Genomic DNA, 14,693 nt, shown 5'->3' with positions numbered 1-14,693 from the left:
CTTGCCTGCCGGCCAGGCCCGGCAAGCCGTCCGTCACCCTTATTTTGCCCTTCTCAACCGTGTTTCCGGTATTGCTGACGCATCACCTGCTTGTTGGCATGCAGCTGGCGACGCGCTTAAACCGTGTGGATATTTCCATTGCTCAGCAGCGTATTGAGATCGACGCCTGCGACGCCTTGCAGCACGGCTACATCCTGGAATGCCGCACCGGTGCCACCGCCATCCCGATCCACGCTGACCACCGTGTTGCCGCCGACCTCCGACAGATGAATGAACTGGGCCGCGTTCGCGCCCGTTACGTTCATGCCCGATAGCAGGTCCGAAAGATCCAGCACGTCGCCGCCGGCAGCCGTGGGATTGACGTTGAAATCGGTGATGGTATCGACGGAAGCTGCGTCCGCCCGGAGAAAGCCGAAGGTATCGGTGCCGGCCCCGCCTGTGAGTGTGTCGGCGCCGGCGCCGCCAACCAGGGTGTCATTGCCGTCCCCGCCGAGCAGGATATCGTTGCCGGCGCCGCCGCGCAGCACATCGTTTCCGGCTGAACCGGTCAGCGTGTCGTTGAACGACGAACCGATTACGCCCTCCATGTTTTTGTAGGTGTCGGTCCCCAGTCCAACGCCGGCCAGGTTCACCGCGGTGGCGGTGCTGCCCTGGACCAGCGTGAAATTGAGCGCGCCGGTAGCATCCGAGAAGTCCAGCAGGTCGATGCCAGCGCCGCCATCGATCATGTCATTACCCGCGCCGCCGCGGAGAATGTCATTGGCGTTGCTACCGGTGAGCGTATCGTTGTACTTGGATCCGATCACGCCTTCCATGTTGCTGTAGGTGTCTTTGTCGAGACCGACGCTGGTCAGGTCGACCTGGGTACTCCCGCTGCCCTGTACCAGGGTAAAAGCGAAGCCTGCGGTGGCATCGGAGAAATCGAGCATATCGATGCCGGCGCCGCCGTCCAGAATATCGTTCCCGGCGCCTCCACGCAGCGTGTCGTCGCCCGCGCCGCCCTTCAACGTGTCCGCCGCAGCGCCACCCACGAAGAAGTCGCTCACCCCGGCGCCTGTCAACGCGTCGCTGTTGCTCCCGCCATCGAGGTAGGACGCCTGGTAGCTCACGTCGGCCAGGGATACCGTCGCGGCTCCGTTGGTCGATGAAATATTCACGGTGACCGTGGCGGTGCTGGTGCCGCCGGCACCATCGGAGACCGTGTAGGTGAAGCTGCCGGAGCTGCTGTTGCCGGTCTGGAATGTGATGAAGGAATCGTTGGTTCCAGGCGCGAACTGGACGCCGGAGACCCCGCCCGAACCGGCGCCGAGCGCGGTAATAGTCAGGGCGCTACCGTCGATGTCGGCATCGTTGCCAAGAAGCGCGCTCACGGGTATCAGGATGCCGCTGGTGTTGTTCGATGCATAGATGACATCGCCAGCCGCCACGGGCGCATCGTTGACGGGATGGATCGCGATCGCCACGGAGTCGGTGTCCACGGCGGTTCCATCGTCGGTTCGGATCTGAAGCGATGCGGCGCCCGCATAATCCTTGTCGCCGAGGAACGACATGCCATCCAGCGCGGCTTGGATGGCGGCGTCGCTACCGGTGAACGTCATGGTACTGTCCGAGGAACCGTCACCCGCCAGGAACGTCAGGCCAGCAGTGCCGTCCAGCGTAAGCGCGCCATGGGTGACGCTTAGCGTTACGGTGTGGGTCGAATTGTCTACGTCCGAGAAGCTGATGCCGTTGCCGTTTGCGGCGCTGAATACCAGGGGCGTATCCTCATCGACCGCCTGCGCGGCGGGGACGACGTTGACCGCCGTGTCATTGCTGCCGGTAATGTTGACCGTCACGGTCTGCTGCGCAGTCAGATCCGCCGAATGCACCGTGAGAGAATCGGTCACTTGCTGGCCGGCAGTGAGGCCATCGGCCTTCGTGTTGTCCAGCGTGTAGGTCCATGCGCCGGAATTGCTGTCGAAGGTGAAGGTGCCATAGGTGCCGGTGAGGCTGTCCGGCGCCACCGTGGCGAAGTGGGCTTCGCCGCTGTCCACATCATGCACAGTCAGCGTGCCGCTGGCCGAGGGGTCGCCTGCGACCGCGTTGTTAGCGCCGCCCGCTTCGGTCACGGCCACATCTTCGCTGGCCGACGCGGTGATGGTTGCGCTGTCATTGCTGCCGGTGATGTTTACCGTAATCGTCTGCTGCGTGGACTCGTCGGCCGAGTGCACCGTGAGCGAATCATTCACCTGCTGACCGACGGTCAATGCATCGGCCTTGGTGTTGTCCAGCGTGTAAGTCCAGGCGCCGGAGCTGCTGTCGAAGGTGAAGGTGCCGTACGTGCCCGTCAGGCTCTCCGGTGCCACCGTGGCGAAGTGGGCTTCGCCGCTATCCACATCATGCACGGTCAGCGTGCCGCTGGCCGAGGGGTCGCCTGCGACCGCGTTGTTAGCGCCGCCCGCTTCGGTCACGGCCACATCTTCGCTGGCCGACGCGGTGATGGTTGCGCTGTCATTGCTGCCGGTGATGTTTACCGTAATCGTCTGCTGCGTGGACTCGTCGGCCGAGTGCACCGTGAGCGAATCATTCACCTGCTGACCGACGGTCAATGCATCGGCCTTGGTGTTGTCCAGCGTGTAAGTCCAGGCGCCGGAACTGCTGTCGAAGGTGAAGGTGCCGTACGTGCCCGTCAGGCTCTCCGGTGCCACCGTGGCGAAGTGGGCTTCGCCGCTATCCACATCATGCACGGTCAGCGTGCCGCTGGCCGAGGGGTCGCCCGCGACCGCGTTGTTCGAGCCGCCGGCTTCGGTCACGGCCACATCTTCGCTGTCCGATGCGCTGATGGTCGCGCTGTCATTGCTGCCGGTGATGTTCACCGTAATTGTCTGCTGCGTGGTTTGGTCGGCCGAGTTCACCGTCAGCGAATCATTCACCTGCTGACCCACGGTCAATGCATCGGCCTTGGTGTTGTCCAGCGTGTAAGTCCAGGCGCCGGAGTTGCTGTCAAAGGTGAAGGTGCCGTATGTGCCCGTCAGGCTTTCCGACGCCACCGTGGCGAAGTGGGCTTCGCCGCTGTCCACATCATGCACAGTCAGCGTGCCGCTGGCCGAGGGGTCGCCTGCGACCGCGTTGTTATTGCCGCCGGCTTCGGTCACGGCCACATCCTCGCTGGCCGACGCGGTGATGGTCGCGCTGTCATTGCTGCCGGTGATGTTCACCGTAATCGTCTGCTGCGCGGTCTGGTCGGCCGAGTGCACCGTGAGCGAATCATTCACCTGCTGACCGACGGTCAATGCATCGGCCTTGGTGTTGTCCAGCGTGTAAGTCCAGGCGCCGGAGCTGCTGTCGAAGGTGAAGGTGCCGTACGTGCCCGTCAGGCTTTCCGGCGCCACCGTGGCGAAGTGGGCTTCGCCGCTGTCCACATCATGCACAGTCAGCGTGCCACTGGCCGAAGGGTCGCCTGCGACCGCGTTGTTACTGCCGCCGGCTTCGGTCACGGCCACATCTTCGCTGGCCGACGCCGTGATGGTGGCGGCAACCGGTGCGCTGACCTCATAGCCCGCGAAGTCGGCCTTCGTCAGCTCATGCAGGCCGTTCAGCCGAATGACCATTTCCGGCTGGCCCGGGTTGCCGTCGACATCGACATAGACATAGGTATTGCCGCCCGATTGCTCGAACCAGGCGCCGTGGGCCGTCGGAGTCCCTCCGCCCCATTGGAACCCTGAACTCCCAAGGACGGGCCGCAAATCGATCTGGTCCGATCCCCGGACAAAATCGGTGATGACGTCCATGCTCGCCGCGGTCGAATCGGATACGGCGGAATAAACGAAGACGTCGCGGCCGCTTCCGCCACTCAGCTTGTCGGCGCCCGCGCCGCCCTGGATGGTGTCGTTGCCGCCTTCGCCATAGATGGTGTCGTTGCCTTTTCCGCCGTATAGAAAGTCGTTTCCGCCCATCACGGCGTTGTCGCCGTTGTCTCCATAAATCAGGTCATCACCGTTGCCCCCATAGACGCGGTCATTGCCCGGCTGGGTCGATTCATGGCCGCGCCCAAGCAAATAGTCGGCGTAGGTGTCAAAGCCGTCGCCATACAATGTGTCGCCACCATTGTCGGTGCCAGCAGATTCGGTGTCGCCGTTCAGGCTGCCGATCACGTCGTCGCCACTGCCGCCGTACACGGCGTCAACCCCGTTTCCGCCCAGGAGGACGTCATTGCCGAGTCCGCCGAACACACGGTCCTTGCCATTGCCGCCCAGCAGCGTGTCGTCGCCGCTGCCGCCCTCGATGATGTCATCGCCGTTGCCACCGTCGACGTAGTCATTGCCGGCCCCGGCAGAGACGTAATCATTGCCATTGCCACTGAGGATCGTGTCGGTCCCGGCCGTGCCCAGGATATTGTCCGCCGAATTGGTACCGGTCAGTGTTGCCATATTTCCTCCGTCCTTAAATAGATGGCGGCCCGTTTGCCAGGCCATGCCTGTTATCGTGCTGCGCGGGTTCGCACGCCCGCGCAAGGGGTCAGCGTTCGCGCAATGCCAGTTCTTTGGTCTTGATAATCGGTTTGAGCAGGTAGTGCAGCACCGTCTTCTGGCCGGTCAGCACATCCACCGTAGCCACCATGCCGGGCAGGATGGGCACCTGCGTAGTGCTGCCGGTGGGGCGGTTGTCCCGGGTGCGCACCCGCACCAGGTAATAGCTCTCCGGGCGTTCGCCCGGACGCTCCGGCATCAGCGTATCGGCGCTGATATGCTCCACCGTTCCCGGAAAGCCGCCGTAGATGGAAAAGTCGTATGCCGACAGCTTCACCATGGCAGGCTGCCCGGGCCGCAGGAATGCGATGTCGGCCGGTCGCACGCGTGCCTCGACGAGCAACGTGTCTTCCAATGGCACGATTTCCATCAGGTCCATGCCGGGCTGGATGACGCCGCCCACGGTATTGACCTTGAGCTGCTTCACGATTCCCGCCATCGGCGCTTTCACCAGCGTACGGTCCACGCGGTCCTGCAACGCGGTATTGGTAGCGCTCTGCGCCTGTTGCTCTGCCTTGGCCTGGTTGAGGTCCTGCATGGCCTCGGCGCGGAAATGCGTGGTGAGTTCCTCGAGCTTCTTCTGGCTCTCGCGATAGGCGGCATCCAGTCGCGGCATGGCCAGGCGTGTCGCGTCAAGCTCGCCCTGCAGGTCGTTGGCCTGGCGTTCCAGCCGCAGCAGGTCCACCTCGGAGACCACGCCCTGCGCCACCATGGGCCGCATCATGGCCAGTTCCCGCGATACGAGCTGGTGGCTCTGCCGCAGTTGCTGCTCGCGCGAACGCTTCTCGGCCAGTTCCTGCCGGCGCTGGTCCGACTGCTGGCGCACCACAGCGAGGTTGGCTTCCAGCGCGCGCTTGCGGGATTCGAACAGCGAGCGCTCCTCCGTCACAAAGGCCCGGTTCGCGGCATTGCCGATCGCACCGTCATCGAACGACACGCCGCCAGCTTCGGCGCTCAGCCGGGCGATGCGGGCAACCAGGGCGTCGTCCTTGGTTCTGCCCTCCTTGAAGGAAGCCGTGAAACGGGTATCGTCGATGCGCATCAGCGGCTCGTCCTTGCGCACGACCTGGCCCGGCCGCACCATGATTTCCGCGACGATCCCCCCTTCCAGGTTCTGCACGACCTGGACCTGGCTCGAGGGAATGATCTTGCCCTCGCCCACGGTCACTTCGTCCACCCGTGCCAGACCGGCCCACAGGAGCGCAATCAGCACGAAGGCCAGCGTAGCCCAGAGGATCCAATGCGCAAACGGCCGCGGTGCGGCGCAGGCCGCGGCGTGGCGCTCGCTCATGAAGGCGCTGTCGTCGGCCCGCGCCCGCAGGGCCGTGACGATGCGCCGCAACAGCGAAGCGCGCCGGCGTTCAGGCTGAGGCGACATGAAGCTTCCTCCCGGCCAGTGCGTTGAGCACTTCGGCCTTGGGACCATCGGCGACGATACGGCCCTGGTCCATCACGATCAGCCGGTCAACCAGGCTGAGCAACGAGCCGCGATGCGTGACCAACACCAGCGTGCGGTCTCCGAGCGCCGACGCCAGCCTGGCCTTGAACAGCTCTTCGGTACGGTTGTCCATCGCGCTGCTGGGCTCGTCGAGCAGCAGCAGCGGCGGCTGCAGCAGTTCGGCGCGCGCGATGGCGATGGCCTGGCGCTGTCCGCCCGAAAGCCCTTCGCCGCGTTCGCCCAGGCGCAGGTCGAAGCCGTCCGGCAAGCGATCGATGAAGTCGCTGACGCCGCCCAGCCGCGCCGCCCGCAGTACTGCCTCGTCATCGGCATGGGGCGCGGCCATGACGATGTTGTCGCGCACGGTGCCGCTGAACAGCATCACGTCCTGCGGCACATAGCCGATATCGCGGCGCAAGGCCGTCGGGTCGAGCTGGCGCACTTCTGCGCCGTCGACCAGCACGGTGCCGGCATCGGGAGCATAGAGCCCGAGAACAAGCTTCTCGATCGTCGTCTTGCCGGAACCGATGCGCCCGATCAGGCCCACGCGCTCGCCGCTGGCGATCCGGAACGATACGCTGTCCAGCGCCGCATTGGCGCGCCCCGGATATTGGAAGCTGACTTCGCGAAATTCAATCTCGCCGCGCAGCTTGGGGCGGTGGACGAAATGTTTTTCGGGTGGCCGCTCCACGGGCCATTGCATCACCTTTTCCAGCCCGGCCAGCGCGGTCCGGGCCTGGTGGTAGCGCGTGGTCAGTGCCGCCATTTGCGACAAAGGCGCCAGTGCCCTGCCGGCGAGGATGGTGCATGCAATCAGTCCGCCCGTCGTGAGCCGATCTTCCGTAATCAGATAAACGCCGAGCACTACCACCGCCAGCGACGCCGCTTGCTGGGCGAACAGCGAGACATTGATCACGCAGGCCGACAGCAGGCGGGACTTCAGCCCCAGCCTTGCCATCTGCCCGATCACTTGCTCCCAGTTGCGCTGCGCCGCGCCCTCCGCACCAAGCGTCTTGATGGTCTCCAGGCCCACCAGCGCCTCGACCAGCGCCGCCTGGCGCTGGGCCGCACAGGCGCTGCTTGCGCGAACGGCCCGCGACAGCGGTCCCTGCAACGCCAGGCTCATCCCGATGACGACCGGCACGGTCAGCAGCGGCACCCAGGCCAGCGGGCCGCCGACCCAGAACATGGCGGCAATGAAGACCACCGCGAACGGCAGGTCGATCAGGGTGGTGATGGTGGCCGACGTCAGGAATTCGCGCACCGACTCGAACTCGTGCAGCTGGCTGCTGAGGCTCCCGACCGACGCGGGCCGCGCCTTCATCTGGATGCCTAGCACGCGCTCGAACACGCTGGCGGAGACCGTGACATCGATCCGCCTGCCGGCCACATCGACAAAATAGCCGCGCAAGGTACGCATCACGAGGTCAAACCCGATCACAAGACCGACACCGATCGCCAACGCCCACAGTGTCTCCATCGCGTGATTCGGCACCACGCGGTCGTACACGTTCATGGTGAACAGGGGCATGGCCAGTGCGAACAGGCTGGTCAGCAACGAGGCGACCAGCACTTCCCCGTAGAGCGGCCATGATTGGCGAACTGCATCCCAGAACCACTGGCGCGGCTGGGCGGGGCCGGCTTCGGCGCCAGCGTCGGCACGATGGGCGGGCCGTGCAAAGATCGCATGGCCGCTGTAGCGGCATGCCAGCCTGTCGCGCGCGATCTCCTGCTCGCCGTCGCCCGTTTCGGGCAGTGCGATCAGCAGGGTGCCGTTTTCGAGGCGGCGCAGCAAGACACAGGCCTCGCGCTCGTCAAGCAGCAGGATCGCCGGCAGCACGAGGTCGGGGATATCGTCGAGCCCGCGCCTGACCAGCCGGGCAGACAGGCCCGCCCGTGCCGCGGCGCGGGGAAACAGTTCGGGAGTCAGGCGGTTCGTTTCGAGTGGCAGGCCGGCCACCAGGGCTTGCGCCGATACCGCACGGTGAAAGGATCGCGCCAGCCAAATCAGACAACCCAGCAGAGGATCGTCCGACGCAGCGTGCAGCGCTGAAGACGGAAGATCCCAGTCGGCGCCCGCAGTGGGCGCGGCGGTAGCGGTGTGCATGGTGCCCCGCCTTCCGTCAGGAATCACCGGCGCCAGGCAGGCGACCGGCGCTGTCTTGCCAGCGCATCAGCGCGCACGATTTTAACGGCGCGGACAGCGTGCGCCCCGGTTCCAAACACCCATCCATGGTTACCCCCCGGTCCCAATGGTGTGATGTTCAGGAAGCTTAAGTGAAGAGTCCGGCGGAACGCATCATCCAAAAGGTTGGGTTGGCAAGGCTAAAAGTGAGGAGGTCCTCGTCCATCCGTCTATGGCCCGGATGACCAGCTCATCCCATACCTGGTTTCTGCACCGCCTCCATCCTCGGAGAGCGGCCAGCATGCTGCGACCCACACGAAGGCAGGAAAGGGTCATGGCACCGGCGGGGGCGCCAAACAGCGTCATGGTGGCTAGCGCTTTCGCTGCGCCGTAGGACCACCATAGAAAAACCCCTCGGCGCGGGGTGGCTCCGAGGGGCTGAAGGCCTGTAGACAGGAGGAGATCCAGCGCCTACGCGGCCAGTGTACGGGGCTGCCAGCAAGGGGCGCATCCCCCAAGCGGGTCACCTCTTTCAAGTTTGTCTTTCTGCGCCGTGCAGGCCGCCAGGGTTCCCGGGTGCCGTCGGGTAAGCTGAGCGGGAAGCCGTCGAAATTTTCCGGACATTTCGGCAATTCAAATCCATCAGGCCCAGCGAGATGCACAGTCCGACACTCACGTTCCCCGATCAGGAAGCCTGGGAAGCCTGGCTCGAAGCCAACGCAGAGGCTGCGCCCGGTGTCTGGCTGCGCATTGCAAAGCGATCTGCCGAATCGTCCACCGTTTCTTATGCCCAGGCACTCGAGAGCGCGCTTTGCTACGGTTGGATCGATGGGCAGAAGCAGGCTGAAAGCGAGCACTACTGGTTACAACGATTTACGCCCCGGACGGCCAGAAGCATCTGGTCCAGGATCAACAAGGCAAAAGCCGAGGCATTGATTTCCGCCGGGAGGATGCGCCCCGCAGGGCTTCGCGCAATCGATCGGGCCAGGCGCGACGGACGTTGGGAGGCCGCCTATGCATCCGCCAGTGCGGCGACCTTGCCCGATGATCTGCGGCAGGCCCTCGACGCCAACCCCAAGGCAAAGCAGTTCTTCGCTACCCTGAATAGCCAGAACCGGTACGCCATCCTGTTCAGGCTCCAGAACGTAAAGAGGGCCGAAACGCGCGCAAAGAAAATTTCTCAATTCATCGACATGCTGAACCGTGGCGAAAAGATCCACCCATAGCCTCTAGCCGCATTCTGTGGTGCTACTTCGACCACGGCGCCGTACACCACTGCTGCTCGCAAGGCACCCCATCATGGTTGCCGTCCATCTTCGTATCGGGACAGTTCTTCAGAAAGAATTTCGCTTCGCCACACGATGTCATTTGCGAGCAATGGGTTCGGCCGTCACAGCGGAATTGAACTTGTGCCACCTCGCCCGTATCGGAAGGCGCAGCCGCCTCGGCAACGCGCCATTCCTTGCTGCGTGCATGCTGACTATAGGTGGAGTAGGCGTAGGCGCCAATCGCGATTGCCAACGCCAGCGCAATCAGCCTGGGCGTGAATGAGCGGCGATTCCGTACCTGTTGTACCCGTGTATGCGGCCGCTTCACGGCTTGTCCCACTACCTTCCGATACACCCGGATCGCCGCGGGCTTGCCGTCCTTGCCGGCCCCGACCTCATAGTCCAGCGACTCTCCGACTGTTGGCCGCAAGCCGTCCCGGGGAAATGCACTGATGTGAACGAAAACTTCGCGGCCAGGGGCTGCGGGCGCAATAAAGCCGAAGCCGCGATCGTCATTCCAGGATTTGAGCTTGCCCGTAAGTCGCATGGGGAGAATCGCAAAAAAAACCTGAGACGATCCAGGCGAGCGTTTCAGGCTTCATTCCGTAGGGATAAGCGCTGCCTGCGCCGCGCAATGTAGTGGCATCGCATATCGAGTGTCAATATGCCACCTGCGACCAGGCGGCTGCACGCAATGCATCCACGCTGCCTGTCTCCGGGTCTTTTCTCCGGCTTTTAAAGCAGGAATCGAATGTATGGTTCTTTAAATCAGCTTGCCCCTGCTTCTCAGAAGCCAACGGTCAGGGAAGCCAGCACGATCCGTGGATCCGCAACCGTCAGGCCGCCGTAGGCGTCGACGGCGGTCCAGCCGCGGAGGTTCAGGACATTCTGGATGGTAAGCCGCCAGGTTGCGGCCCCACCGGATCCGGGATAACCCTAGTCCTGTATGACGGCGAAATGACAGCTTGGATCTCTAGCATCGCCGTCCCATAGCCCTCCATGGGCATTGGTCATAGGAGACAACTGTCATGCGCATCGCCGGCATGGTTGAGAGATCACAGCGATCACGACAAGTCGCGTTCGCCGCGTCGCGTGCGGTAGAGCACACAGCACGGCTTCGCGCGGGCCTCTCGCGCAACATACACTGCCGCAGTGCCGACGCAGTGACCGGAGCGTCGCAGTCCCGGATGCGAAGCACTGTTTTGGCCGCCGGCCACCCCGGCGAGCGCAAGCCTGATGCTGCGCGCGCCGCTGCATCGGCCTGCCGGTTCGCGAACTTCGCAGCGCCTGAGGAACGCCCATGCTGACCGCCATCGCCTACACGATGATCATCGTCTTCATGGCGCTGATCATGACCAAGCGCCTATCGGCGATGGTTGCCCTGATTTTGGTGCCGATCGTCTTCGGGCTGCTGGCGGGCTTCGGGCTCGAACTCGGCCCGATGATGCTGGAGGGCATCAAGAAGCTCGCCCCGACCGGCGTCATGCTGATGTTCGCGATCCTGTTCTTCGGGATCATGATCGACGCCGGCCTGTTCGACCCGGCCGTGCGGGTCATCCTCCGGCTGGTCGGCAATGATCCGACCAAGATCGTGATGGGGACGTTCGTGCTGGCGACGGTAGTCTCGCTCGACGGCGACGGCTCTACCACCTACATGATCACGTGCGCGGCCATGCTGCCACTGTACAAGCGCCTGGGCCTGAGCCGCCTGGTGCTGGCCTGCGTCATCATGATGGCCGGCGGGCTCATGAACATCCTGCCGTGGGGCGGCCCGACCGCGCGCGCAGCCAGTTCGCTGGGCGTGGATGTTGGCCAGCTGTTCGTGCCGATGATCCTGCCGATGATCGTCACCGGCGTGTGGGGCCTGTTCGTCGCGGGTCTGCTGGGGCGCCGGGAAAAGAAGCGGCTCGGTGCCCTGGCCCTGCAGCAAGCCGGCGAGCCGGCCGACGGTGCCCCCGCAGTCACGGCCAGCGACCCGGTCACCGCGCGGCCGCGGCTGCTGTGGTTCAACCTTGCGCTGACGGTAGCTCTGATGGCGCTGCTGATCCACGGCGCGATCCCGCTGCAGGTGCTGTTCATGGTCGCCTCGGCCATCGCCCTGATGGTCAACTACCCCAATATGCAGGACCAGAAGGAACGGCTCGCTGCGCATGCCGGCAATATCGTCCCGGTCGTTTCGCTGATTTTCGCCGCGGGTATTTTCGTGGGCATCCTGTCGGGCACGAAAATGGTGGATGCCATCGCCGCCAGCGTGATTGCCGGCCTGCCCAACTGGCTGGAGCCGTATCTCGCGGTGGTGACGGCGGTGCTGAGCGTGCCGTTCACGTTCTTCATCTCGAACGATGCTTTCTACTTCGGCATCCTGCCGATCCTGGCCAAGGCCGGTGCCGTGCACGGCATTACCGCGGCGGAACTCGGCCGCGCTTCGCTGATCGGCCAGCAGGTCCACCTGCTCAGCCCGCTGGTGGCGTCTACCTACCTGCTGGTCGGCCTGGCCGAGGTCGAGTTCGGCGACCATCAGCGTTTTACGCTGTTGTGGGCACTGTCGGCGGCGGTAGTGATGCTGGCCGCGTGCATTGTCTTCGGCGTGATCCCGTTCATGGGCCGGACCTGAGGCACTGTCATGCAAAATCACCGCACCTCACGGCTCGCCCGCCGACGCGCCCTGCTCGGGCTGGCGCTGGGCTGGCCGCTGGCATCGTCCGCGCAGAACGCCAATGAATTGCTGGACTATGCGCCGCGGGCCAAGCCGCCGCCAGGCTACGACTCCGCCTATGCCGACGTGGTCCGCGCGGCCGAGGACGAAGGCCGGCTGGTGATCTACGCGACCACGGACGCCGACGTGGTGCGGCCGCTGCTGGCCGATTTCCAGGCAATGTATCCGCGCGTCCGGGTCGAGTACGACGACCTGACCAGCACCGAGCTGTATCACCGCTACCTGGCCGAGACGCAGCTCGGGACCGAGTCCGCCGACGTCCTGTGGAGCTCGGCGATGGACCTGCAGGCCAGCCTGGCCAGGCGCGGCTATGCCATGACCTACGCCTCGCCGGAGGCATCCGCCCTGCCCGCCTGGGCCCGCTGGCAGGATCAGGGCTGGGCGACCAGCATTGACCCGGTGGCGATCGCCTACAACCGGAAGCTGCTGCGCGCCGCGCAGGTACCGCGCACGCACGCCGACCTGGCGAAGCTGCTGGCCACGCAGGCTAGCCAGCTGCGCCGCAAGGTCATCACCTACGACATCGAGAAATCCGGCCTCGGATTCCTGCTGGCCACGCAGGATGCCGCGGCCGGACCGGCCTTGTGGGACATCGCCACGGCACTGGGCAAGCTCGACACCCGCTATGTGTCCACCACCGCCGCCATGCTGCGCCAGGTCGCCAGCGGCAGCGTGGCGCTCGCCTACAACGTGCTTGGCGCGTACGCGCTTGGCCAGGCGCGGAACAACGCCGCCATTGGCGTCGCCTTCCTGACCGACTACACGCTGGTGCTGTCGCGCATCCAGCTGATCAGCCAGCGCGCGCGCCACCCGAACGCGGCGCGCTTGTGGATCGACTATACGCTGTCGCGGCGCGGCCAGACCCTGATGGCGCAGCGCGCCGGGCTGTACGCCGTGCGCAGCGATGTCGGCGGCGACACCACCGCCGCCCGGCTGGTGACGCAGCTCGGCACCAGCATGCGGCCGATCCTGAACGACGCTGACCTGACGCGTCATCTCGATATCGCGGCCTATCGCGAGTTCGTGACACGCTGGCGCACCGCCACGGGCCAGAAGTAGCACCACCGGGACACCCGCCGCTTCAGGCGGGTTTCTTGTATCCGCATATTGGCCCGCCACGCGCCTATACACAGAGATACAAAGCCCCGGGATTCCCGACACATGCCGCTTGCCGCGGCCTCCTAGACTCGTGCTCAGGTTGATCAAGCACACAGGAGAAACAGATGTCGGAACGAATCGATGTGCCCCGCCGGGGCTTTCTGGGCGTCGCGGCGGCAACGCTGGCCGCAGCGCAATTGGGCCTTTCGCAAGCCGCCCGGGCACAGGCCAGCGTAGCGAAGGCCGCACCCCTGCCCCGGACCAGGCCTGGCGCGCATACGGGCTTCGCACCCATCCGGCAAGTCAACGCCGGCGTGCTGAACGTGGGCTACGCCGAGGCCGGCCCGGCCGACGGGCCGGTTGCGCTGCTGTTGCACGGCTGGCCCTACGACATCCACAGCTTCGTCGACGTGGCGCCGCTGCTGGCGGCGCGCGGCTATCGCGTGATCATGCCCTTCCTGCGCGGCAATGGCTCTACCACCTTCCTGTCGGCGGACACCCAGCGCAATGGCCAGCCCTCGGCCATCGCCGCCGACATGATCGCGCTGATGGATGCACTCGCCATCCGCCACGCCGTGGTGGCCGGCTTCGACTGGGGCGCGCGCACCGCAGATATCATGGCCGCGCTGTGGCCGGACCGCTGCCGCGGGCTGGTGTCGGTGAGCGGCTACCTGATCGGCAGCCAGGCCGCCGGCACGCTGCCGCTGCCGCCCGAGGCCGAACTGCAATGGTGGTACCAGTTCTACTTCGCCACGGACCGCGGCGCGGCCGGCTACCGCAAGTACACGCGGCAGTTCGCCAAACTGATCTGGAAGCTGGCATCGCCGCAATGGAACTTCGACGACGCCACCTTCGAGCGCAGCGCGGCCGCATTCGACAACCCCGATCACGTGGATATCACCCTCCACAACTACCGCTGGCGGCAAGGGCTGGCCACCGGCGAAGCGCGGTTCGATGACATCGAGAAGAGGCTCGCCACGGCGCCGGCCATCATCGTGCCGACCATCACCATGGAAGGCGATGCCAATGGCGCGCCCCATCCCGTGCCCAGCGCCTATGCCAGCAAGTTCACCGGCCGGTACGAGCACCGCAACCTGACCGGCGGCATCGGCCACAACCTGCCGCAGGAAGCGCCTGCCGCCTTTGCGCAGGCCGTCCTTGACGTAGACCGGCGCTGAGGCGGGACGATGGTTCGATGCGCGAAGCGCCCGCTAGTTACAGCGGCTCGACCTTTGGCGGGCCTTTCGGCTGGAACGGGAATCCCGGCGGAAACTCGGGCAGTGCCGGCATTGGCGGCATCGGGGGGAACGATGGCAATGGCGGCATCGCGGGCATCGGCGGCATCGACCCGTTAGGGTTGGGCTCACCCACGGCGATGTTTGGCATGGTGGCATAGCCGCCGCGGATGGCGGCGCGCGCAGCAAGATCCAGTTCGCGGGCGTGTGTCAGGTTCTCGATCAGTAGTGTGGACATGGGAGTCTCCTGTAGTCATGGAAAGCGAACGGCGGAAACGACGTTCGACCGGGACTATGCAGATGCC

Annotated in this window: 9 protein-coding genes; 4 read left to right on the top strand and 5 right to left on the bottom strand. The window is 64.9% G+C overall.

From position 1 onward, the window contains the following. Nucleotides 1-116: 116 nt before the first annotated feature. The 3 genes from ACIGJB_RS18665 to ACIGJB_RS18655 form a co-directional block, all read right to left on the bottom strand. Nucleotides 117-4,409: a beta strand repeat-containing protein gene (locus ACIGJB_RS18665; RefSeq protein WP_483733788.1), complete on the bottom strand. Its 4,293-nt coding sequence runs from the start codon at nucleotides 4,407-4,409 to the stop codon at nucleotides 117-119. An 88-nt stretch (nucleotides 4,410-4,497) separates the two neighbouring features. Then, on the bottom strand, nucleotides 4,498-5,886 hold the full coding sequence (locus ACIGJB_RS18660; RefSeq protein WP_483733787.1) for an HlyD family type I secretion periplasmic adaptor subunit: 1,389 nt from the start codon (nucleotides 5,884-5,886) through the stop codon (nucleotides 4,498-4,500). After that, on the bottom strand, nucleotides 5,870-8,053 hold the full coding sequence (locus tag ACIGJB_RS18655; protein WP_483733786.1) for a type I secretion system permease/ATPase: 2,184 nt from the start codon (nucleotides 8,051-8,053) through the stop codon (nucleotides 5,870-5,872). The genes ACIGJB_RS18660 and ACIGJB_RS18655 overlap by 17 nt, the downstream gene beginning before the upstream one ends. 674 nt (nucleotides 8,054-8,727) lie before the next feature. On the opposite strand from ACIGJB_RS18655, the gene ACIGJB_RS18650 reads away from it, so the two are divergent. Next, nucleotides 8,728-9,297: a YdeI/OmpD-associated family protein gene (locus tag ACIGJB_RS18650; protein WP_483733785.1), complete on the top strand. Its 570-nt coding sequence runs from the start codon at nucleotides 8,728-8,730 to the stop codon at nucleotides 9,295-9,297. Between the two features lie 22 nt (nucleotides 9,298-9,319). Here the strand turns inward: ACIGJB_RS18650 and ACIGJB_RS18645 are convergent, their stop codons facing one another. Further along, nucleotides 9,320-9,886 (bottom strand): excalibur calcium-binding domain-containing protein, encoded by a 567-nt coding sequence (locus tag ACIGJB_RS18645; RefSeq protein ID WP_483733784.1) that lies wholly within the window; start codon nucleotides 9,884-9,886, stop codon nucleotides 9,320-9,322. 753 nt (nucleotides 9,887-10,639) lie between these two features. On the opposite strand from ACIGJB_RS18645, the gene ACIGJB_RS18640 reads away from it, so the two are divergent. The 3 genes from ACIGJB_RS18640 to ACIGJB_RS18630 all read left to right on the top strand — a co-directional run bounded on the left by ACIGJB_RS18640 (nucleotide 10,640) and on the right by ACIGJB_RS18630 (nucleotide 14,331). After that, nucleotides 10,640-11,953, top strand: coding sequence for a CitMHS family transporter (locus tag ACIGJB_RS18640; RefSeq protein WP_483733783.1), 1,314 nt, complete (start codon nucleotides 10,640-10,642; stop codon nucleotides 11,951-11,953). Between the two features lie 9 nt (nucleotides 11,954-11,962). Next, entirely contained in the window at nucleotides 11,963-13,114 is a 1,152-nt protein-coding gene (locus tag ACIGJB_RS18635) for an ABC transporter substrate-binding protein (RefSeq protein WP_483733782.1), read from the top strand. A 164-nt stretch (nucleotides 13,115-13,278) separates the two neighbouring features. Further along, nucleotides 13,279-14,331: an alpha/beta fold hydrolase gene (locus tag ACIGJB_RS18630; RefSeq protein ID WP_483733781.1), complete on the top strand. Its 1,053-nt coding sequence runs from the start codon at nucleotides 13,279-13,281 to the stop codon at nucleotides 14,329-14,331. 37 nt (nucleotides 14,332-14,368) lie between these two features. On the opposite strand, the gene ACIGJB_RS18625 is transcribed toward ACIGJB_RS18630, so the two are convergent. Next, entirely contained in the window at nucleotides 14,369-14,626 is a 258-nt protein-coding gene (locus ACIGJB_RS18625; protein WP_483733780.1) for a hypothetical protein, read from the bottom strand. Nucleotides 14,627-14,693 lie beyond the last annotated feature (67 nt).

It is taken from the genome of Cupriavidus sp. C2SS-8b, from assembly GCF_057073745.1.
The sequence above is the reverse complement of the archived record's forward strand: the minus strand, read 5'-3'. Positions and strand labels throughout refer to the sequence as shown.

What these genes read in the sequence shown, in the direction of transcription:
- ACIGJB_RS18665 (WP_483733788.1), bottom strand. Translation starts at nt 4,409, where the DNA reads ATGGCAACACTGACCGGTACCAATTCGGCGGACAATATCCTGGGCACG.
- ACIGJB_RS18660 (WP_483733787.1), bottom strand. Translation starts at nt 5,886, where the DNA reads ATGTCGCCTCAGCCTGAACGCCGGCGCGCTTCGCTGTTGCGGCGCATC.
- ACIGJB_RS18655 (WP_483733786.1), bottom strand. Translation starts at nt 8,053, where the DNA reads ATGCACACCGCTACCGCCGCGCCCACTGCGGGCGCCGACTGGGATCTT.
- ACIGJB_RS18650 (WP_483733785.1), top strand. Translation starts at nt 8,728, where the DNA reads ATGCACAGTCCGACACTCACGTTCCCCGATCAGGAAGCCTGGGAAGCC.
- ACIGJB_RS18645 (WP_483733784.1), bottom strand. Translation starts at nt 9,886, where the DNA reads ATGCGACTTACGGGCAAGCTCAAATCCTGGAATGACGATCGCGGCTTC.
- ACIGJB_RS18640 (WP_483733783.1), top strand. Translation starts at nt 10,640, where the DNA reads ATGCTGACCGCCATCGCCTACACGATGATCATCGTCTTCATGGCGCTG.
- ACIGJB_RS18635 (WP_483733782.1), top strand. Translation starts at nt 11,963, where the DNA reads ATGCAAAATCACCGCACCTCACGGCTCGCCCGCCGACGCGCCCTGCTC.
- ACIGJB_RS18630 (WP_483733781.1), top strand. Translation starts at nt 13,279, where the DNA reads ATGTCGGAACGAATCGATGTGCCCCGCCGGGGCTTTCTGGGCGTCGCG.
- ACIGJB_RS18625 (WP_483733780.1), bottom strand. Translation starts at nt 14,626, where the DNA reads ATGTCCACACTACTGATCGAGAACCTGACACACGCCCGCGAACTGGAT.